The organism is Micrococcus sp. KBS0714, assembly GCF_002008305.4.
Taxonomy (GTDB): domain Bacteria; phylum Actinomycetota; class Actinomycetes; order Actinomycetales; family Micrococcaceae; genus Micrococcus; species Micrococcus luteus.
The window spans coordinates 1-20,287 of sequence record NZ_CP042169.1; the positions used below are offsets into that span (position 1 = coordinate 1).

At 72.6% G+C, this 20,287-nt stretch carries 17 protein-coding genes and 2 tRNA genes; 15 read left to right on the plus strand and 4 right to left on the minus strand.

Going from position 1 to position 20,287, the window contains the following annotated elements; genetic code table 11:
- The 12 genes from dnaA (at position 1) to B1A86_RS00055 (ending at position 12,817) form a co-directional block, all read left to right on the plus strand.
- Positions 1 to 1,548 (plus strand): chromosomal replication initiator protein DnaA, encoded by a 1,548-nt coding sequence (gene dnaA / locus B1A86_RS00005; protein WP_012750665.1) that lies wholly within the window; start codon positions 1 to 3, stop codon positions 1,546 to 1,548.
- A 755-nt stretch (positions 1,549 to 2,303) separates the two neighbouring features.
- Positions 2,304 to 3,419, plus strand: coding sequence for a DNA polymerase III subunit beta (gene dnaN, locus B1A86_RS00010; RefSeq protein ID WP_002856446.1), 1,116 nt, complete (start codon positions 2,304 to 2,306; stop codon positions 3,417 to 3,419).
- A gap of 21 nt (positions 3,420 to 3,440) precedes the next feature.
- Positions 3,441 to 4,655: a DNA replication/repair protein RecF gene (gene recF, locus B1A86_RS00015; protein ID WP_049145013.1), complete on the plus strand. Its 1,215-nt coding sequence runs from the start codon at positions 3,441 to 3,443 to the stop codon at positions 4,653 to 4,655.
- Positions 4,648 to 5,211 (plus strand): DUF721 domain-containing protein, encoded by a 564-nt coding sequence (locus B1A86_RS00020; RefSeq protein ID WP_044659941.1) that lies wholly within the window; start codon positions 4,648 to 4,650, stop codon positions 5,209 to 5,211. The genes recF and B1A86_RS00020 overlap by 8 nt, the downstream gene beginning before the upstream one ends.
- Positions 5,212 to 5,581: 370 nt before the next feature.
- Entirely contained in the window at positions 5,582 to 7,732 is a 2,151-nt protein-coding gene (gene gyrB, locus B1A86_RS00025; RefSeq protein WP_168196721.1) for a DNA topoisomerase (ATP-hydrolyzing) subunit B, read from the plus strand.
- Positions 7,733 to 7,800: 68 nt separating this feature from the next.
- Positions 7,801 to 10,497, plus strand: a complete 2,697-nt coding sequence (gene gyrA / locus B1A86_RS00030; RefSeq protein WP_078025333.1) for a DNA gyrase subunit A — start codon at positions 7,801 to 7,803, stop codon at positions 10,495 to 10,497.
- The gene (locus B1A86_RS00035; RefSeq protein ID WP_049145010.1) at positions 10,494 to 10,994 is read left to right on the plus strand and encodes a DUF3566 domain-containing protein; all 501 of its coding nucleotides are present in this window, start codon (positions 10,494 to 10,496) and stop codon (positions 10,992 to 10,994) included. The genes gyrA and B1A86_RS00035 overlap by 4 nt, the downstream gene beginning before the upstream one ends.
- A gap of 100 nt (positions 10,995 to 11,094) precedes the next feature.
- Positions 11,095 to 11,168, plus strand: a tRNA-Ile gene (locus tag B1A86_RS00040).
- A 58-nt stretch (positions 11,169 to 11,226) separates the two neighbouring features.
- The gene (locus tag B1A86_RS11535; RefSeq protein ID WP_166795244.1) at positions 11,227 to 11,388 is read left to right on the plus strand and encodes a hypothetical protein; all 162 of its coding nucleotides are present in this window, start codon (positions 11,227 to 11,229) and stop codon (positions 11,386 to 11,388) included.
- A gap of 11 nt (positions 11,389 to 11,399) precedes the next feature.
- Positions 11,400 to 11,472: transfer RNA gene (locus tag B1A86_RS00045), tRNA-Ala, on the plus strand.
- 252 nt (positions 11,473 to 11,724) lie between these two features.
- A complete protein-coding gene (locus tag B1A86_RS00050) occupies positions 11,725 to 12,513 on the plus strand; it encodes a queuosine precursor transporter (protein ID WP_078025332.1) in 789 nt (262 codons plus the stop codon).
- A 76-nt stretch (positions 12,514 to 12,589) separates the two neighbouring features.
- Positions 12,590 to 12,817, plus strand: a complete 228-nt coding sequence (locus B1A86_RS00055) for an amphi-Trp domain-containing protein (protein WP_020624434.1) — start codon at positions 12,590 to 12,592, stop codon at positions 12,815 to 12,817.
- Between the two features lie 36 nt (positions 12,818 to 12,853).
- Here B1A86_RS00055 and B1A86_RS00060 read toward each other — a convergent pair whose 3' ends face one another.
- Together B1A86_RS00060 and B1A86_RS00065 are read right to left on the minus strand one after the other, a co-directional pair.
- Positions 12,854 to 13,501 (minus strand): MBL fold metallo-hydrolase, encoded by a 648-nt coding sequence (locus B1A86_RS00060; protein ID WP_049145002.1) that lies wholly within the window; start codon positions 13,499 to 13,501, stop codon positions 12,854 to 12,856.
- Between the two features lie 216 nt (positions 13,502 to 13,717).
- Positions 13,718 to 14,953 carry a hypothetical protein gene (locus B1A86_RS00065; RefSeq protein ID WP_138976827.1) on the minus strand — a complete coding sequence of 412 codons (1,236 nt, stop codon included), beginning with the start codon at positions 14,951 to 14,953 and terminating at the stop codon, positions 13,718 to 13,720.
- A 185-nt stretch (positions 14,954 to 15,138) separates the two neighbouring features.
- Between B1A86_RS00065 and B1A86_RS00070 the strand changes: the two genes are divergently transcribed.
- Positions 15,139 to 15,669, plus strand: coding sequence for a peptidylprolyl isomerase (locus B1A86_RS00070; RefSeq protein ID WP_010079725.1), 531 nt, complete (start codon positions 15,139 to 15,141; stop codon positions 15,667 to 15,669).
- Between the two features lie 11 nt (positions 15,670 to 15,680).
- On the plus strand, positions 15,681 to 16,622 hold the full coding sequence (locus B1A86_RS00075) for a rhomboid family intramembrane serine protease (RefSeq protein WP_246836832.1): 942 nt from the start codon (positions 15,681 to 15,683) through the stop codon (positions 16,620 to 16,622).
- A gap of 167 nt (positions 16,623 to 16,789) precedes the next feature.
- Here B1A86_RS00075 and B1A86_RS00080 read toward each other — a convergent pair whose 3' ends face one another.
- Positions 16,790 to 17,095 carry a cell division protein CrgA gene (locus B1A86_RS00080; protein ID WP_078025330.1) on the minus strand — a complete coding sequence of 102 codons (306 nt, stop codon included), beginning with the start codon at positions 17,093 to 17,095 and terminating at the stop codon, positions 16,790 to 16,792.
- Positions 17,096 to 17,252: 157 nt separating this feature from the next.
- Here B1A86_RS00080 and B1A86_RS00085 point away from each other — a divergent pair, with 157 nt between their 5' ends.
- Entirely contained in the window at positions 17,253 to 17,906 is a 654-nt protein-coding gene (locus tag B1A86_RS00085; RefSeq protein ID WP_078025329.1) for an aminodeoxychorismate/anthranilate synthase component II, read from the plus strand.
- 45 nt (positions 17,907 to 17,951) lie between these two features.
- On the opposite strand, the gene B1A86_RS00090 is transcribed toward B1A86_RS00085, so the two are convergent.
- Positions 17,952 to 20,267, minus strand: a complete 2,316-nt coding sequence (locus tag B1A86_RS00090) for a PASTA domain-containing protein (RefSeq protein ID WP_078025328.1) — start codon at positions 20,265 to 20,267, stop codon at positions 17,952 to 17,954.
- Positions 20,268 to 20,287: the final 20 nt, after the last annotated feature.

Genomic DNA, 20,287 nt, shown 5'->3' on the forward strand with positions numbered 1-20,287 from the left:
GTGGTGGCAGACCAGGCCGTGCTCAGCTCGTGGCGCTCCGTCGTGGGCTCCCTCGAGGACGACGCGCGGGTCAGCGCCCGCCTCATGGGCTTCGTCTACCTGGCCCAGCCGCAGGGCCTCATCGGCAATACGCTCCTGCTGGCCGTGCCGAACGAGACCACCCGCGAGACGCTCCAGGGCACCCAGGTGGCCGACGCCCTCACGGACGCCCTGACCCAGGAGTTCCGCGAGGAGATCCTGCTGGCCATCTCGATCGACGCGAACCTGCAGCCGCCGCGGACCCCCTCCTCCGAGGCCCGCCGCTCCTCCCTCGCCGGCGGGCCGTCCGGCGCCGCGGCGCCGGACGTCGAGCTGCCCCCGGCCGCGACCGCCGCCACCTCCCGCCGCGCCGTCGCCGAGGAGCTGCCGGGTTTCCGCATCGAGCCGCCGGCCGACGTCGTGCCCGCCGCGAACGCGGCCCCGAACGGGAACGGCAAGCCGACCCCCGCGCCGCCGTCGACGTCCGCGGAGACCAGCCGCCTCAACGACCGCTACCACTTCGAGACGTTCGTGATCGGCTCGTCCAACCGGTTCGCGCATGCGGCCGCGAACGCGGTGGCCGAGGCGCCGGCGAAGGCGTACAACCCGCTGTTCATCTACGGCGAGTCCGGCCTGGGCAAGACGCACCTGCTGCACGCGATCGGGCACTACGCCCGCCGCCTCTACCCAGGCCTGCGGGTGCGGTACGTGAACTCGGAGGAGTTCACCAACGACTTCATCAACTCCATCCGCCACGACGAGGGCGCCTCGTTCAAGCAGGTCTACCGCAACGTGGACATCCTGCTGATCGACGACATCCAGTTCCTGGCGGACAAGGAGGCGACGGTCGAGGAGTTCTTCCACACCTTCAACACGCTCTACAACAACAACAAGCAGGTGGTCATCACCTCGGACCTGCCGCCCAAGCAGCTCTCCGGGTTCGAGGACCGGCTGCGCTCCCGCTTCGAGTGGGGGCTGATCACGGACATCCAGCCGCCGGACCTCGAGACGCGCATCGCGATCCTCCGGAAGAAGGCGGAGGCCGAGGGACTCGTGGCCCCGCCGGAGGCGCTGGAGTACATCGCCTCGCGCATCTCCACGAACATCCGGGAGCTCGAGGGCGCGCTGATCCGCGTGACCGCGTTCGCCTCGCTCAACCGGCAGACCGTGGACATCGAGCTGGCCGAGCATGTGCTCAAGGACCTGATCACGGACGAGACGGCGCACGAGATCACGCCGGAGCTGATCCTGCACGCCACGGGGGAGTACTTCAATCTCACCCTCGAGGAGCTGACCAGCAAGTCCCGCACCCGCACGCTGGTGACGGCGCGGCAGATCGCCATGTACCTGCTGCGCGAGCTGACCGAGATGTCGCTGCCCAAGATCGGTCAGGTCCTGGGCGGCCGCGACCACACCACCGTCATCCACGCGGACCGCAAGATCCGCGAGCTGATGGCCGAGCGGCGGACGATCTACAACCAGGTCACCGAGCTCACCAACGAGATCAAGCGGAAGCAGCGCGGCGCCTGAGCCACCCACTGCCCCCTCGAGTCCCGGTTCGAACCTTCGACCGGGACTCGAGTCTTCTTCCACATTGTCCACCGGTGTGGACAACTCTGTGGAGAACCCCCGGTGCTGTGGACAACCTCCGCCCCTGTGGATGGCGGAATCAGGCCGCTCACGCCGCGTCCACGCCCCTGGGGACGACGACGGTGCACAGGCTGGTGAATCACACGGATGTCATTCGGTTGCCCACATGTATCCACAGGTCTCCACAGCCGAAAACCGCATGATCTCGCGGGTTTCGACGGGTGTGGACGTGCCCTGTGGACAGGAATGTGGACAACTGGGGGGTGGATCCGGGGACGAGTCTGGACAACTCCGGTCGGGCCTGTGCAGAGCGGGGGAGGGCCTCCGGGGCTCGTCCACACCGGATGCACACCCCGAACGAGCGGGCGTCCACACGGTTCCCCCAACCGGATCCGCATGTCGGCGCGGCAGAACGGCGTTCTCCACAGGATCCACACCCGCTACCACTCCTTCTGATCCCCCTGGAGAGATCCCGCCAAGCAACATCATCTCCGCCGCCCCGCACCGAGCTGAGCGCCTCGAGGGCCCGGGCTGCGCCCGTGCCCCCGTGCGCCCGAGATCCTTGGAATTACACCGCTGTCATTCGTCGGCGACCTGACACCCGCCGCGCGGACCGCCTATGCTGAGGCCCGCGTGTCGCCGTTCCCCCCGGGCCCGCAACCCCCGTCATCACCCCCAGAGAGGCAGTGCAGCTCGTGAAGTTCACCGTCGAACGCGACATCCTCACCGACGCCGTCTCCTGGGCCGCACGCTCCCTGTCCCCGCGCCCGCCGGTGCCGGTGCTCTCGGGCCTGCTGATCACGGCCGAGGCCGGCGTCGTGTCCATCGCGAGCTTCGACTACGAGACCTCCGCGCGCCTGGAGATCGAGGCCGACGTCGAGACCGCGGGCCAGGTGCTCGTCTCCGGCCGCCTGCTGAACGACATCGTCCGCTCCCTGCCGCAGGCCCAGGTCACGGTGGAGCTCGACGGCGGCAAGGTGCTCGTCACCTGCCGCTCCTCCCGCTTCGCCCTGGCCACGATGCCCGTGGGCGACTACCCGGCCCTGCCCGAGCTGCCGGCCCCCGCGGGCACCGTGGACGGCGCCGCGTTCGCCCACGCCGTCGCCCAGGTCACCGTCGCCGCCTCCAAGGACGACACCCTGCCGATCCTCACCGCCGTGAAGGTGGAGATCGAGGGCGACACCATGACCTTCCTGGCCACGGACCGCTACCGGCTGGCCATGAAGGAGATCCGCTGGACCCCGGCGGACCCGTCCCTCTCGACGTCGCTGCTCATCAAGGCGCGCACGCTCACCGAGGTCGCCAAGTCCCTCGGCTCCGGTGGCGACCTGGAGATCCTGCTCGGCCAGACCGCCGACCTCGTGGGCTTCGCCTCCGGCGGCCGCCGCACCACCTCCGTGCTCGTGGACGGCGAGTACCCCAAGATCCGCTCGCTCTTCCCCGAGTCCAGCCCCATCCAGGCCGTGGTGGACACCGCCGCCCTGGTCGAGGCGTCCCGCCGCGTGGCCCTCGTCGCCGAGCGCAACACCGCCCTGCGCATGGTGTTCACGGACGGCCAGGTCACCCTGGACGCCGGCACCGGCGACGACGCGAGCGCCAACGAGTCCGTGCCGTGCACGCTCGAGGGCGAGGACATCACCGTGGCGTTCAACCCGTCCTACCTCTCCGAGGGCCTGGCCGTGGTGGACCAGCCGCAGGTGCGCTTCGCGTTCACGTCCGCGCCCAAGCCCGCCCTGCTCACCGGCGTGAACCAGGAGGACGGCGTCGTCTCCGACTACCGCTACCTCGTGATGCCGGTGCGCATCGCCTGACGCAGGGGGCTGGACGCTCCCGTGTACCTGTCCCACCTCACCGTCGCGGACTTCCGGTCCTACCGCTGGGCCGACCTGGAGCTGACGCCGGGGTCCACGGTGCTGCTCGGGGCCAACGGGGTGGGCAAGACCAACCTCGTGGAGGCGATCGGCTACCTCGGCGCCCAGCAGTCCCACCGGGTCAGCTCGGACGCGCAGCTCGTGCGCTTCGGCCGGGACCGGGCCCGGATCGCCGGACGCGTGCACCGCGGGTCGCGCGCCGTCGCCCTCGAGCTGGAGATCCTGCCGGGCCGGTCCAACCGGGTGGCCATCAACCGCGGCGCCCCCGTGCGGGCGAAGGAGGGCCTCGGGATCCTGCGCACCGTGGTCTTCGCCCCGGAGGACCTGAGCCTCGTGACGGGGGAGCCCGGTGGCCGCCGTCGTCTCCTCGACCAGCTCATGGTGCAGCTGCGTCCGGCCCTCGGCGAGGCCGCCGCCGACTACGAACGCGTGCTGCGCCAGCGCAACGCCCTGCTCAAGTCGAGCCGCGGCTCTCGCCGCTGGGGCCCCGAGGAGGACGCGACCCTCGCCGTCTGGGACGAGCACCTCTGCGCCGCCGGCGCCCGCCTGCTCCACGGCCGCCTGCACGTGCTGCGCCTGCTGGCCCGCCCCCTCCAGGAGATGTACGCGGCGCTGACCAACGGCTCCAAGGCGGCGGCCTACGCCTACGAGTCCACCGTCCCGCTGGCCCGCGGCACCCACGCGGAGGTCCCGGCCGTGGCGGACCTGGCCGTGGACATGCGCCGGACGCTCGAGACCCAGCGGGAGGAGGAGCGGGCGCGGGCGCTCACCCTGGTGGGCCCCCACCGGGACGAGCTCGCCCTCTTCCTGGGCCCGGCGCCCGCGCGCGGCTACGCCTCCCACGGGGAGACGTGGTCGCTGGCGCTGGCCCTGCGCATGGCGGCCTACGACGTGCTCGTGGCCGACGACCCGGACCCCGACGCCCGCCCCGTCCTGATCCTGGACGACGTGTTCGCGGAGCTCGACGCCGCCCGTCGCCGCCGCCTCGCCGCGCTCGTGCACCGGGCCGAGCAGGTGATCGTCACGGCCGCCGCGCTCGAGGACGTCCCCGAGGAGCTCACGGCCCACCGCGTGCTCATCCGCCAGGACGCGGAGGGCTCCGAGGCCGTGGCCGCCGCGGCCCCCGTGGAGGGCGACATCCGCGAGCCCCGGCGCGAGGGCGGCGCCGATGGCTGAGACCCCCGCCCCGTTCGAGCCGGACCGGCCGGACCTGGCGCTCGTGCAGCTGCGTCGGGTCCGCGAGGCCGCCCGGGAGCGGGGCGAGGCGCCGCTGCGGGCGCGGGGGACGGGCGCGGGCCTGGCCGGGGCCATGGCGGGCACGCCGTCGGCCGGCCGGGAGCGGCAGGACCGTCGGCGCCCGTTCGGGGGTGCGGACCGGGACCCGGCCACGGTGTCCACCGTGTTCGGCCGGCTCATCCGCGACCGCGGCTGGTCCACCCCCGTGGCGGTCGGCTCCGTGCTCACCCGCTGGGCCGAGCTGGTGGGGCCGGAGATCGCGCTGCACTGCCGCCCGGAGAGCTTCGAGGACTCCGTGGTGCGGGTCCGGACGAGCTCCACCGCGTGGGCCACGCAGCTGCGCCTGATGAGCCCCGTGCTCCTGCAGCGCTTCGACGAGGCGCTCGGGCCCGGCGTCGTGACCCGCATCGAGGTGGCGGGGCCGCAGGCCCCGAGCTGGCGCAAGGGGCCGCGCACCGTGCGCGGCGGCCGCGGGCCACGCGACACCTACGGCTGAGTCCGGGGCCGCCCCCCGCGGCGCACGACGGCGTCCCGGACGCGGCGAGGCCATGGGTGCCGCTCTGGCGCGCTCACAGGGTCGGTGACGGCCCGGGAGGCATGGGCGGTCTCCTGCGCACGTCCTGAGCCGTGTCCCTGGCCGCTGAGCGGGTGTTCTCCCGCGGCGGACCCCCGTCGATGCGGGCCCTCGGGGTGTCAGGCGGTACACTGGGACCAGTGAAAGGGGGCCGGCCGTCGTCCGTCCCCCGCCCCCGTGGATCTGCGGGAGCGTGTCGCGTGCCGGTTATGTCCGGGCGGCGGCGCGCGCCTGCGCGCGGGTCGACCCTGCCGCCGACGTCCGAGGAAGTGAGCCACCCGTGGTTGACGCCATGCCCGAGAACCCCGCGGAGGAGCCGACCGCCGCGTCGGCCGCGCCGAACCCGGAGGCCGTGCCGGACGCCGTCGGGCAGCCCGAGACCCCCGTGAAGGACCGGAAGGTGCCCGGTGAGTACGGCGCCAGCGCCATCACCGTGCTCGAGGGCCTCGAGGCCGTCCGCAAGCGCCCCGGCATGTACATCGGCTCCACCGGCCCGCGGGGCCTGCATCACCTCGTGTACGAGGTCGTGGACAACTCCGTGGACGAGGCGCTGGCCGGCTACGCCACCGGCATCGACGTCACGCTGCAGGCCGACGGCGGCGTGCGCGTGGCGGACGACGGCCGCGGCATCCCCGTGGACCTGCACCCCACCGAGGGGAGGCCGACCGTCGAGGTCGTCATGACGATCCTGCACGCCGGCGGCAAGTTCGGCGGCGGCGGCTACGCCGTCTCGGGCGGCCTGCACGGCGTGGGCATCTCCGTGGTCAACGCGCTCTCCCGCCGCGTGGACACCGAGGTCCGCCGTCAGGGGCACGTGTGGCGCATGTCCTTCGCGGACGGCGGCGTGCCCCAGGGCGAGCTGGTGAAGGGTGAGGCCACGGACGCCACGGGCACCGTGCAGACGTTCTACCCGGACCCGGAGATCTTCGACTCGATCGAGTTCGACTACGAGACCCTGCGTGCCCGCTTCCAGCAGATGGCCTTCCTCAACAGGGGCCTGCGCATCACCCTCACGGACGAGCGCGTCCAGGAGTCCAACGAGGTCGTCGACGACGAGATCGCGGGCGAGGGCGCCGCCGGTGAGGACGTCGCGGAGAACGGCCTGGCGGAGGACGCGGAGCAGGAGCCCCAGCGCCGCTCCGTCACCTACCTGTACGAGAACGGCCTGCTCGACTACGTCCAGCACCTCAACTCCGCCAAGAAGGTCGAGTACGTCCACGACAACGTCATCGCCTTCGAGGCCGAGGACGTCTCGGACGGCCGCTCCATGGCCGTCGAGGTGGCCATGCAGTGGACCTCCGCCTACTCGGAGTCCGTGCACACCTACGCGAACACGATCAACACCCACGAGGGCGGCACCCACGAGGAGGGCTTCCGCGCCGCGCTGACCTCCCTGGTCAACCGCTACGCGCGGGAGAAGGAGATCCTCAAGCCCAAGGAGGACAACCTCACGGGCGAGGACATCCGCGAGGGCCTGACCGCCGTGATCTCCGTGAAGCTCTCCGAGCCGCAGTTCGAGGGCCAGACCAAGACCAAGCTCGGCAACTCCGAGGCCCGCGGGTTCGTGTCCAAGGCGGTCACGGACCACCTCGGCGACTGGTTCGAGCGCAATCCGGGCCCGGCCAAGGAGATCATCCGCAAGGCCATCATGGCCTCGCACGCCCGCCTGGCCGCCCGCAAGGCCCGGGACAACGCGCGCCGCAAGTCCCCGCTGGAGTCCTTCGGCATGCCCGGCAAGCTGGCCGACTGCTCCTCGAAGGACCCCGAACGCTGCGAGGTGTACATCGTGGAGGGCGACTCCGCCGGCGGCTCGGCCAAGCAGGGCCGCAACCCGGAGACGCAGGCCATCCTGCCGCTGCGCGGCAAGATCCTGAACGTGGAGCGCGCCCGCCTGGACAAGGCCCTCGGCAACGCCGAGATCCAGTCGATGATCACGGCGTTCGGCACCAACATCGGCGAGGAGTTCGACATCTCCAAGCTGCGGTACCACAAGATCGTGCTCATGGCGGACGCGGACGTGGACGGCCAGCACATCACCACGCTGCTGCTGACCGTCCTGTTCCGGTACATGCGCCCGCTCATCGAGGCCGGCCACGTGTTCCTCGCGCAGCCGCCGCTGTACCGCATCAAGTGGTCCAACGCCCCGCACGACTACGTGTTCTCGGACGAGGAGCGCGACGCCGCCGTCGAGGCCGGCCTGGCCAAGGGCTGGCGCTACCCCAAGGACAACGGGGTGCAGCGCTACAAGGGCCTGGGCGAGATGAACTACCAGGAGCTGTGGGACACCACCATGGACCCGGAGCACCGCACCCTGCTGCAGGTGACCATGGAGGACGCCGCCGCCGCGGACGCCGTCTTCTCCATGCTCATGGGCGAGGACGTGGAGTCCCGCCGCACCTTCATCCAGCAGAACGCCAAGGATATCCGCTTCCTGGACGTCTGAGCCGGACCCGCAGACCTGCCTGAGCCGACCATCCTCCCCGCCGTCGCGGGGAGCACGAGAGGACCCGCGTGAGCGACGAGACCACCCCCCAGACCCCGGACGAGCCCGTCGAGGGCGCCCCGACCCCGCAGCCCCCGCAGACCGGCCTGGACATCGAGGTGGAGCACTACGTGCTCCCCGAGGGCGCCGCCGACAAGGTCGAGCCCGTCGACCTCGAGTCGGAGATGAAGCGCTCGTACCTGGACTACGCGATGGCCGTGATCGTCGGCCGCGCGCTGCCGGACGTGCGCGACGGCCTCAAGCCCGTGCACCGTCGCGTGCTCTACGCGATGTACGACGGCGGCTACCGCCCGGACCGTGCGTTCAACAAGTCCGCCCGCGTGGTGGGCGACGTGATGGGCAACTACCACCCGCACGGCGACACCGCGATCTACGACGCCCTCGTGCGCCTCATCCAGGACTGGGTCCAGCGCTACCCGCTGGCGCTCGGCCAGGGCAACTTCGGCTCCCCGGGCAACGACGGCGCGGCCGCCCAGCGCTACACCGAGACCAAGATGGCCCCGCTGGCCATGGAGATGGTCCGGGACATCGACGAGGACACCGTCGACATGCAGGACAACTACGACGGCAAGCAGCAGGAGCCCGTCGTCCTGCCCGCCCGGTATCCGAACCTGCTGGTCAACGGCTCCTCGGGCATCGCCGTCGGCATGGCCACGAACATCCCGCCGCACAACATGCGCGAGGTGGCCGCGGGCGTGCAGTGGTACCTCGAGCACCCCGAGGCCACCCGCGAGGAGCTGCTCGAGGCGCTCCTGGCCCGCGTGCACGGCCCCGACTTCCCCACGGGCGCCCAGATCCTGGGCCGCAAGGGCATCGAGGAGGTCTACCGGACCGGCCGCGGCCCCATCACCATGCGCGCCGTGGTCAACGTGGAGGAGATCCAGGGCCGCACGTGCCTCGTGGTCACCGAGCTGCCCTACATGACCAACCCGGACAACCTCGCCGCGAAGATCGCGGAGATGGTGCGGGACGGTAAGATCAACGGCATCGCGGACATGCGCGACGAGACCTCCGGCCGCACCGGCCAGCGCCTGGTGATCGTGCTCAAGCGCGACGCCGTCGCCAAGGTGGTGCTGAACAACCTCTACAAGCACACCGAGCTGCAGTCGAACTTCTCGGCCAACATGCTCGCGCTCGTGGACGGCGTGCCGCGCACCCTGTCCCTGGACGGCTTCGTGCACCACTGGGTGAAGCACCAGATCGACGTGATCGTGCGCCGCACCGCGTTCCGCAAGCGCAAGGCCGAGGAGCGCGCGCACATCCTGCGCGGCCTGCTCAAGGCCCTGGACATGCTGGACGAGGTCATCGCGACCATCCGCCGTTCGGCCTCGGCGGAGGTGGCCCGCGAGGCCCTCAAGGAGCTCCTGGACATCGACGACGTCCAGGCCCAGGCCATCCTGCAGATGCAGCTGCGCCAGCTCGCCGCCCTGGAGTCCCAGAAGATCCAGGACGAGTACGACGACCTCATGGCGAAGATCGCCGAGTACAACCGGATCCTGGAGTCCCCGCAGCGTCAGCGCGAGGTCATCTCCGAGGAGCTCGCCGAGATCGTGGCCAAGCACGGCGACGACCGCCGCACCGAGATCATGGCCGGCTTCGACGGCGACATGTCCATCGAGGACCTGATCCCCGAGGAGGAGATGGTCGTCTCCATCACCCGCGGCGGCTACGTCAAGCGCACCCGGATCGACCAGTACAGGTCCCAGGCGCGCGGCGGCAAGGGCGTGCGCGGGGCGACGCTGCGCGGCGACGACGTCGTCGAGCACTTCCTGACCGTCTCCACGCACCACTGGCTGCTGTTCTTCACGAACTTCGGCCGCGTGTACCGCATCAAGACGTACGAGCTGCTCGAGGCCGGCCGCGACGCGAAGGGCCAGCACGTGGCCAACCTGCTCGCGTTCCAGCCGGACGAGCGGATCGCCCAGATCCAGCCGCTCGTGGACTACGGCCGGGCCCCGTACCTCGTGCTCGCCACGCGCGGCGGCCTCGTGAAGAAGACGCCGCTGCTGGACTACGACACGAACCGCACCGCCGGCCTGATCGCCATCAAGCTGCGTGAGGGGGACGAGCTGGTCTCGGCCCGCGTGGTCTCGCCCGACGACGACCTCATCCTGATCTCGCACAAGGGCCAGTCCCTGCGGTTCACCGCCACGGACGAGGCGCTGCGTCCCATGGGCCGTGCGACCTCGGGCGTGACCGGCATGAAGTTCCGCGACGACGACTCCCTGCTGACGATGGACGTGGTGGAGGAGGACGGCTACGTCTTCACCGTCACGGACGGCGGCTTCGCCAAGCGCACCCACGTGGACGAGTACCGCCCGCAGAACCGCGGCGGCCTCGGCATCAAGGTCGCCAAGCTCGTGGACGACCGCGGCGAGCTCGCCGGCGGTCTCGTGGTGCGCGAGGACCAGGAGGTCCTCGTGGTGATGGCCTCGGGCAAGGTGGTGCGCTCCGCCGTCGCCGGTGTGCCGGCCAAGGGCCGCGACACGATGGGCGTGATCTTCGCCAAGCCGGACAAGCGGGACCGGATCGTCGCCGTCACCCTGAACAACGAGCAGGAGATGGAGGCGAAGGCGGACGCCGAGGCCGAGGCGGGGCCGGATGTACCCTTGGACGCAGACATCGACCCGACCGACCCCGTAGCCGCACCGGAGGACGCCCTGACGCAGGACGCCGGTGAGGGTGCAGACGGAGGAGAGCAGTGAGCACGTCCGCGTCGTCGCGTCCCGGCCAGGGACGGAGCACCGGGAAGGCCGCCGAGCCGCGGTCCGGCCGCCCGGTGCGCAAGGCCAGCGGGTCCTCGCAGGAGGACCTGGTCCGCGCCGTCCCGAAGGCCAAGGTGCGCCGCGCCCGCCTGGTGCTGACCCGGGTGGACCCGTGGTCCGTGCTGAAGCTGGCGTTCCTGCTCTCGGTGGCGCTGGGCATCCTCACGGTGGTGGCGGCGGTGGCGCTGTACTCGCTGTCCGACGTCCTCGGGATCTTCGACAGGGTCAACGACGTGATCGGCACCGTGCTCGGCTCCGAGGCCGGGCGCTACACCGTGGCGTCCCTGGCCCCGCTGAGCACCGTGACCTCGCTGGCCACCGTGCTGGCCGTGGTCAACGTCATCCTGCTGACCGCCCTGGCCACCGTGGCCGCGCTGCTCTACAACCTCTGCGCGAGCCTCGTGGGCGGCATCGGCGTCACGCTGACGGACGACTGAGCCGACCTTCGCCGACGCCCCGCGCGGATTTGCGCGGGGCGTCGGCGTTCCTGTACAGTCATCTCCTGTTGTGAACGGCGTCAGCCGTGAGCGACGGTGAGGGCGTATAGCTCAGGCGGTTAGAGCGCTTCGCTGATAACGAAGAGGTCCCAAGTTCAAGTCTTGGTACGCCCACTCCCACCACACAGAGCCCCGGTCCGCTGGGGCTCCGTTCGTCTCCGGAGGTCTTCCCATGGGTCGACTGGCACGCGTGGCCCTCGTGGTCAGCGCCGCGGCAGCCGCCTATGGGGCGCGTCTCTGGCGGGAGAACAGTGCGCGGAAGGACGTCTGGGCCACGGCCACGGACGACCTGCCGGAGGACGCCGACGGCGTCGAGCCGGCACCGGAGGACTGACCGGTCCTCACGGGGGCATGGCGCAATTGGTAGCGCACCTGCTTTGCAAGCAGGGGGTTAGGGGTTCGAGTCCCCTTGCCTCCACCGAAGAAGGGCCCGGGAGTCGTGAGACTCCCGGGCCCTTTCGTATGCCCAGGGTGGCCGCCGGCGCCGGCACCGTGGGCAGAAACCGGCGACCCGGGGGCTCCTGGGGCACAAACCGCAGGACTTCGGGCCCCGTGGGCAGAAGAGAGGGCGTTTCTGCCCACGGAGGGACGGGGATGGCCTGCCCCGAACCCCCGCCGCCGGACCCGCCCACCGTGCCCGCCGTCGTCGTGCGTGGTGTTGGATGGTCCGGTGAACACCACCATCGACACCCCGTCCCCCGACCGACCCGCCTCTGGGCAGGGCACTCCGGCCTACGCCCGGGTGCCCGCGAGCTACTACGACATCTTCGTGGGCGTCTTCATCGCCCTCCTCATCCTCTCCGGCGTCACCGCGGCCAAGCTCTTCTACGGCCCCACCGTCCCGGTCATCTCCGACCTCTTCTACGACGGCGGCCCCCTCATCTTCGACGGCGGCGCCTTCCTGTTCCCGTTCGCGTACATCGTCGGCGACATCCTCGCCGAGGTGTACGGCTGGCGCCGGGCCCGCCGCGCCATCGTCCTCGGCTTCGCGATGCTCGTGCTCGCCGCCCTCACCTACACGGTGGTCTCCTGGACCACGCCCGTCGAGGGCTTCGAGGTGTGGGACCAGGCCCTCGCGCCCATGCTGCGGATCACCGTGGCCGGCGTCGTCGCGTTCCTCGTGGGCTCCCTGCTCAACGCGTCCATCGTGGTCCGCCTCAAGGAGCGCATGAAGGAACGGCACGTGGCGTTCCGGCTCATCCTCTCGACCGTGGTCGGCCAGTTCTTCGACACCCTGATCTTCTGCACCATCGCCTACGCCGGCACCATCTCGCTGCTGGAACTGGCGAACTACACGGTGACCGGCTTCGCGTACAAGACGCTCGTGGAGATCCTCATCGTGCCGGTGACCCTGCTCGTCATCCGCGCCCTCAAGCGCCGGGAGCCCACCTACCGGGCACCCGGCTTCGAGATCCACCGCGACGACGATCCCGCCCTCGCCCCGGCCGCGTCCCGCTGACCCGCGCGGGCCCCGGCGCGGCCGCGCCGGGGCCCGTCCGTCGCGCGCACCCCGCCCAGCGACTACCGTCGGTGCCATGGGCAAGGACCTCTTTGAGCACGAGCAGCAGCAGACCCTCAGCCGTGAGCAGGCCGCCGCACGCCTGCGCGACCTCGCCGACCAGCTCTCCCGGCAGAACGAGGTGCGGGTCGAGCACGGCGGCCGCGACGTCGTCGTCACCGTCCCGGACCGCGTGGGCCTCGAGGTGGAGCTCGAGGTCGAGGACGGCGGCGACGCCGAGCTGGAGATCACCCTCAGCTGGTGACCGGCCCCGGGGCGGCCGCCGTCGCCTCCCCGTGCCTCAGAACGTCCAGGGCTCCCCGGGGGCCAGGCGCCGGTAGTCGGTCACGCCCTCGGCGAGGCCCGAGAGCACCCCGTCCACCACGCCCTTGCCGTCCTCGCTGAGGATGCCGTCGTGGATGGGGCGGGTGTGCGTCGCCGCGATGGCCCGCATCTGGTCCACCACGTCCGCGATGCGCAGCCACGGCGCCGCGGCGGGCAGCAGGAGCACCTCGACGTCGGCGTCCGGCACCGTGAACGAGTCGCCCGGGTGCAGCACGGCCCCGTCCACGAGGTAGGACACGTTGACCGGGCGCGGCACCTCGGCGTGGATCACCGCGTGCTCCCCGCCGAGCACCTCCACCCGGAAGCCGGCGGCCTCGAACGTCTCCCCGGGCACGGCCGTGTGCACGTGCCCGGCGTCGAGCCCCGCCTCCGCTAGCGGCCCCGTCAGATCCCGTGGCGCCCACACGTGCGCCTCCGTGCCGGCCACGGCCCTGGCCAGCTGCTCGGGGACCACGTGGTCCGGGTGGCCGTGCGTCACGAGGACGGCATCCGCGCCGTCCAGCACCGCCGCGTCGCTGAACGCGCCGGGGTCGAACGCGAGGCGCCGACCGGCCTTCTCGAGGCGGACGGCCGAGTGGCCGAAGAGGGTCAGGGTCGTGCTCATGCAGATCACTCCTCCGCCCGGCGTCGGGATCCCGGGCGCTCCCAGCCTCCCGCGCGCTCCCGGCGGTGGACAAGGCCCGCGCCCCGTTCGACGGCGGCCCACCGGCTCCCGCCCCGACCTGCGCCCGGACGCGCGCCGGCCCGCGCCCCCTCGGTCCTGCCGAGGATGCGCGGGCCGGTCGCCGTCCGCGGCGCGCTCAGAGCGCGGGGGAGCGGGTCAGCGCTGCTGCCCGGGCTGGACGCCCAGCACCTTCGCGTTGGCGGCGGCCACCGGGTCCGGCGTGGCGGTGTCCACCCGCACGCCCTGACCCGCCGCGGCCGAGCCGGCCTCGGCCACGACCTTCTGCTGCTGGGCGTAGGGGTTGTTGGCCTCCACCACCGGGATGTTCGCGGTGATCGGGCCCGGCACCGGGGCGGTCCACGGATCCTGCACCGGCTTGGTCAGGCGCCACAGGGCGAAGCCGGCGCCGGCGGCGGCGGCCGCCATGCCCGCGACGATCCAGGCGCGGCCGCCCGAGCGGGAGGCCCGGCGACCGGCGGCACGGTTCAGGTCCTTCTCGGCGGCGCCGGCGTACTGCTCGGCGCCCTGGCGCAGGCGCTGCACGATCGCCTTGTCCCCGGTGAGCTTGATCAGGGCCTGCTCCAGGGCGTCCGGGACCTCGACGTCGTGGGCGGTCTTGCGGGCGTGCGCGGCGCCGTCGGCCAGGCGGGCGGCGGCCACGGGGAGGACCTCCTCCTTGCGGCGCTGGGCGTAGTCGCCGGCGTCGGCCAGGCGGGCCTGCACCTGCGGGGCCACCTTCCCGCCCTGCTCCTGCAGCGCGGACAGACCCGTGGCGAGGAGGCCGGCGAGGGTCAGGCCGCCCGCCGCGGCGGCGTCCTTGGCCTGACCGGCACGGTCGCTGAACAGGGCGGCGGACCGCTGCGCGTCCTTGCGGGCGCCCTTGGCGGCCTTCTTCGCGTCCTTGCGCAGGCCCTTGGCGGCCTGGCGGCCGTCCCGGCGCAGCTGCTTGGCCTTGCGGCCCCCACGACGGCGGCCCTTCTTCGCGGCCTTCTCAGCGTCCTTGCGCGCCGCGGCGAACTGCTGCTGCACCTCGTGGCCGGCGTCCTGCGCCTGGGCCTGCAGGTGCTCGAGGAAGTCCTGGACGGTGTCCACGCCCTTGGCGACGGCGGGGGCCAGCAGCCCGTACTGGTGCGCGACGGCCTCGCCGGCCTTCCGCGCCCCGCGCTCGACCACGGGGCCGTACTCCTTCTTGGCGTCCTGGGCCTTGCGGCGGCCCTCCTCGGCCGCGGCGGAGCCGCCGATCAGCCCGTAGGCCGCCGCCACCTCGCTCCAGGCGCGGGTGGACTCCACCTTCGGGGCGGCCCAGTGGCGCAGGTTCTCCGCCTGGCGTGCGACGAACGCGTTCGCGCCGCCGTCGTGCTGGATCTCGTCGTGCAGGGTCTTGCGAGCCATGTGATGCCTCCCGTGAGTTCTGGATGGTCGTTGAACGCGGTGGTCCTCGAGGCCCAGCCTAGTGGCCGACCCCCGCCGTGGCACGGGTCCCGGCACGCCGGGAGTGCGTACGCCGATCGCGGAAGACCCGCCCCCGGACGGCGGGATCCGGACGACCCGCCGCCGCGGATGGAACAATGGGGCGCATGGCGAACAAGACGCACACCGCGACCATCCACACGAACCACGGCGACATCGTCGTCGAGCTGTTCGGCAACCACGCCCCGAAGACCGTGAAGAACTTCGTGGGTCTCGCCACCGGCGAGCAGGAGTGGACCCACCCGCAGACCGGTGAGAAGAACAACGGCGCCCCGCTGTACTCCGGCACCGTGTTCCACCGCATCATCAAGGACTTCATGATCCAGGGCGGCGACCCGCTCGGCATGGGCATCGGCGGCCCCGGCTACCAGTTCGGCGACGAGATCCACCCCGAGCTGCAGTTCGACCGTCCCTACCTGCTGGCCATGGCCAACGCCGGCCCCGGCACCAACGGCTCGCAGTTCTTCATCACCTCCGTGCCCACCGGCTGGCTCAACGGCAAGCACACCATCTTCGGCGAGGTGAAGGACGAGGCCTCCCAGAAGGTCGTGGACGAGCTCAACGCCGTCGCCACCGATCCCCGTGACCGCCCGCTCGAGGACGTCGTCATCGAGTCCATCGACATCGACGAGGCCTGAGCAGCCCCTCGGTGAGCACCACCCCCTCTGACCCGCACGGCCCGGACTCCGCGGACGGCACACCCCCGGTGTGCCCGCGGCATCCGGGCCGTGCCGCGTATGTGCGCTGCGCCGTCTGCCGGCGCCCCGCGTGCCTCGACTGCCAGCGTCCCGGCTCCGCGGCCGGACCGGTCTGCGTGGACTGTGCGTCCGGCGTCGTGGCCGGCCCTGCTCCGACGGTGGCCCCCGCCGGCGCCGCCGCGTCGGTCCCGGCCCGACGGCGGACGGGCTTCACCGCCTCGCCCGTCACCTGGATCCTGCTGGCGGTCACGACGGTGGTCTATGCGGCGCAGTGGATGACCCGGGATCAGGCGTCCGGCGTGACCGAGGCGCTCTGGTACGCCGGGCTCTACACGTCCCCGTACGGCATGGAGCCGTGGCGGATGGCCTCCTACGCGCTCGTGCACGACGTCTCCGGCCCCACGCACCTGCTGCTGAACATGCTCGCGCTGTGGGTGATCGGGCGCGTGCTCGAGCCCGCGCTGGGCTGGTGGCGGTTCCTCGCCCTCTACGTGCTCTCCGCCGTGGGCGGTGCGGTGTTCGCACTGTGGGTCTCGGACCCGCTGCAGCCCGTCGTCGGGGCGTCCGGCGCCGTGTACGGCATGTTCGCGGCCCTGTTCCTGCTCACCCGGGTGCGGGGCGGGCAGGTGCGCTCGATCGCCGTGCTGATCGGCCTGAACCTCGTGTTCTCGTTCCTGCTGCCCGGGGTGGCCTGGCAGGTGCACATGGGCGGGCTGCTGACGGGCGCCGTCGTCGCCGTCGTGTTCTCCCTGGCCGGCGGGCTGCGGCCCGGCCGCGCGCGCGTGCCGTCCGTGGGCGCCCAGGTGGCCGGCCTCGTGGTCGTGGCGGCGGCGCTGGCGGCGCTCACGGTGCTCGGCGCCGCACGGGTCACGGTGGCCGGCCTGCTCGGGTAGGCCGTCTTCCCCGACCGTCCCCGGAGTTCTCCACAGGTGGGTGTGCACTTCTTCCCACAGGGGTGTCCACACCTGTGGACAACTCCGGGGACAACTCGTCTCCGGGCCGGATCGTGCGGATCCCCCATCCACAGGGTTGTCCACCGCTGTGGAGAACTACACGCGTGTCATTCGCTCCAGCGGGACATCATCAGGAACCCGACGAGCGCGATGCCGAAGCCCACGAGGATGTTCCAGCCGCCGATCTGCACGATCGGGAGGAGGCCCTGGGTCAGGTAGTAGACGATGATCCAGAGCAGGCCGAGGATCAGCAGGCCGAACATCACGGCCTTGTACACGGGGGAGAGGGGCTTCGGACCCGGGTCCACGTCCCCGAGGTCCGTCCGCACGGCGGAGCGGCTGCGGCGCGCGGCCTCGAGCTCCTCGCGCTTCCGACGGGCCGAGTCCTTGCGCTTGCCGGCGGGTGCTGCCACGGGTCTTCTCCTCGGGTGGGGGGGTGGTGGGCGCCCCCACCGGCGGAGACCGGGGCGGGGACGGTATCCTGCTGACCTGCCCAGGACCGGGGTCAGCGACGTGCCCGGCCAGTCTATGCACCCCGCTCCCACGCGGCGGGGAGGAAAGAGCGCCCCCGTGCAGAGCCCCGAGGTCTCCGTCCTCGTCGTCGACAACTACGACAGCTTCGTCTACACCCTGGTGGGCTACCTCGAGCAGCTCGGGGCCCGCACCACCGTGATCCGCAACGACGAGGTCACCCCCGCCCGCGCCCTCGAGCTCGCGGCCGAGCACACGGCCGTGCTCATCTCGCCCGGGCCGGGCGCGCCCGCCGACGCCGGTGTCTCCCTCGACCTCATCCGCTCCGCCGCCGACGGCGGCCGCCCGCTCTTCGGGGTGTGCCTGGGGCACCAGGCCATCGCGGAGGCGTTCGGCGCGACCGTGACGCACGCGGAGTCCCTCATGCACGGCAAGACGTCCCTGGTCCGCCACGGCGAGCACCCCATGTTCGAGGGCGTCCCCTCGCCGTTCACCGCCACCCGCTACCACTCGCTGGCCACCGTGCGGCCCACCGTGGACGAGGCGGTCCTGGAGATCACCGCCGAGACCGAGGACGGCGTCGTGATGGGTCTGGCCCACCGCACCGCGCCCCTGTGGGGCGTGCAGTTCCACCCCGAGTCCGTCCTCACCGAGGGCGGGTACCGGATGCTCGGCAACTGGCTCGAGTCCGTGGGGCTCTCCGGGGCCGCCGAGCGCGGCGGCCGGCTCTCGCCCCTCGTCCGCCAGGACTGACCGGTCCCGGGGCCCGGTTCGCGGGTCCGACGGCGCCCCGTCCGCTCAGGTGGACGGCGGCGGGTCGATCGAGGGCTCGGGGTCCGGCGTCAGCGTCGGCAGCGGGTCCACCGGCGTCGCGGTGGGCGAGGTGCTCGGCGACTGCTCGGTCGGCTCCGACGAGGTCGACGGGGCCGCCGACGGCGGCGACGGGCTCTGCGTCGGCGACGGCGTCGCGGTCGTCGTCGGCTCGGGGCTGGGCGTGGCCGAGGCGGACGGCGAGGGCGACGGCTCCGCGCTCTCGGAGGGCTCGGGGCTCTCGGAGGGCTCGGGGCTCTCCGACGACGGGGGGCTCGGTGACGTGGACGCCGACGGCGTGGGCTCGGGCGCCTCGCTGGACGGCGGCGCCGGCTCGGAGGGCTCGGCCGTGGGCGCGATCCACGAGGAAGTCGTCAGGGTCAGGGACGAACGGTTGTCCACGCGGACGCCGGCGGGCGGATCCTGGGCCACGACCGTGCCGGTGTCGGTGGTCGCGCCGTCCTCGTCCTGGATCCGCACGCGCAGCTCGGGGGCACTCAGCGCCAGCTGACGCCGCGCGTCCGGAGCGCTCATCCCCACCACGTCCGGCACGGCGACCATGCCGCTGGACAGGTGCAGCACCACGGAGGAGCCGGGCGGCACGTGGGTGCCCATCGCGGGGTCGGTGCGGGCGAGCAGCCCGCGCTCGAGTCGGCCGTCGTCCTGGTACTGCACGGAGGAGACGCGCAGGCCCAGCCGTTCCAGCTCGCGGCGGGCCGCGTCCTCGGACAGCCCGTGCAGGGAGTCGGACAGCGCGATGCCCTCCTCGCCGCGGGACACCCGGATCCGCACCTCGGCCCCGCGGGGCACCTCCGTGCCCGTCGGCGGGTCGCTCTGGGTGACGGTCCCGTCCGGGGCGTCGGCCATGTACGCGGACGAGACGACGGCCACCAGGCCTGCGTCCTCGAGCGCCGCGACCGCCTCATCCTGCTGCAGCCCCACCACCGCGGGCACCTCCGCGGTGGTGCGCAGGGCCGCCGCGAGCCACGGCGCCAGGACCAGGGCCAGCGCGACCAGGACCACGCCGGCCGCCAGGAGCGTGCGCCGGCGGACGCGACGGCGGACACGACGGGGTGTGGCCGTCGCCGGTGCCGGCGTGTCTCGGGGCGGCGGTTCGGGCCGGGGCGTCGCGGCTGCACCGGGCGTCACCGGCTGGCCGCCGGTCACCGGTCGGGGGCCGTCCATGGCGGCGGCGGCGGCCAGCTGCGCGGCCGAGGCGGCGCCGGGCAGTCCCGCACCCGCCACGGCGTGGTTCACCGCCTGGGGCTGCGCGGTGTCCGGCTCGGCCGGGACGGAGGGCGCCGGCCGGGTCAGCGGGACCGCGGCCGTCGGCACGTCGGCGACGTCGGCCCCGTGCTCCGCGGGCGTGGCGCCCAGCACCGCGCCACCCGCGCCGACGAGGGCGGGATGGACGGCATCGAGCGGCGGGGTGTGACGGCCGGGGCCGGCGTGCGGATCCGCGGCGGCCTCCTCGAGGGCCGCGAGGAACGCGGCGCCGGTGGGGAACCGGTCCTGTGGATCCTTGCGCAGGGCGCGCAGCACCACGGGGTCGAACGCGGGCGGCAGGTCGGGGTCGACGTCGGAGGGCGCCGGCGGCTCCTCGCGCACGTGCTGGTAGGCCACGGCCAGCGGCGTGTCGCCCGTGAAGGGGGGCCGGCCCGTGAGCAGCTCGAACAGCAGGCAGCCGGCCGCGTAGAGGTCGGCGCGGCCGTCCACGGTGCGGCCCGTCGCCTGCTCCGGGGCCAGATAGAGGGCCGTGCCCACCACGGCCTGGGTCTGCGACGTGGTGGCGGAGGTGTCTGCCAGCGCGTGGGCGATCCCGAAGTCCATCACCTTCACGGTGCCCGTGTCCGTGACCATGACGTTCGCGGGCTTCACGTCGCGGTGGACGATGTCCTCCTCGTGCGCGTGCTCGAGCGCTTCCAGCACGCCCCGGGTCCAGGCCACGGCGCGGTCCGGGCCCACGGCGCCCTCGGCGTGCAGGATCTCCCGCAGCGTCCGGCCGGAGACGAGCTCCATCACCAGGAACGGGCAGTCCACCGGATGGAGGCCGTCCTCGAGGGAGACCTCGCCCGTGTCGTACACGGAGACGATCGAGGGGTGGTTCAGGGAGGCCGCCGAGCGCGCCTCCTTGCGGAAGCGCGCCTGGAAGTGCGGGTCGCGCGCCAGATCCCGGCGCATCAGCTTCACCGCCACCGGGCGGTGCAGCCGCAGGTCCTCGCCGCGGAAGACGTCCGCCATGCCGCCGCGCCCGATCAGCTCACCGATCCGGTACCGCCCGTTCAGGGTCCTCTGCTCATCCACAGACACGTCCGCGTGCCCGT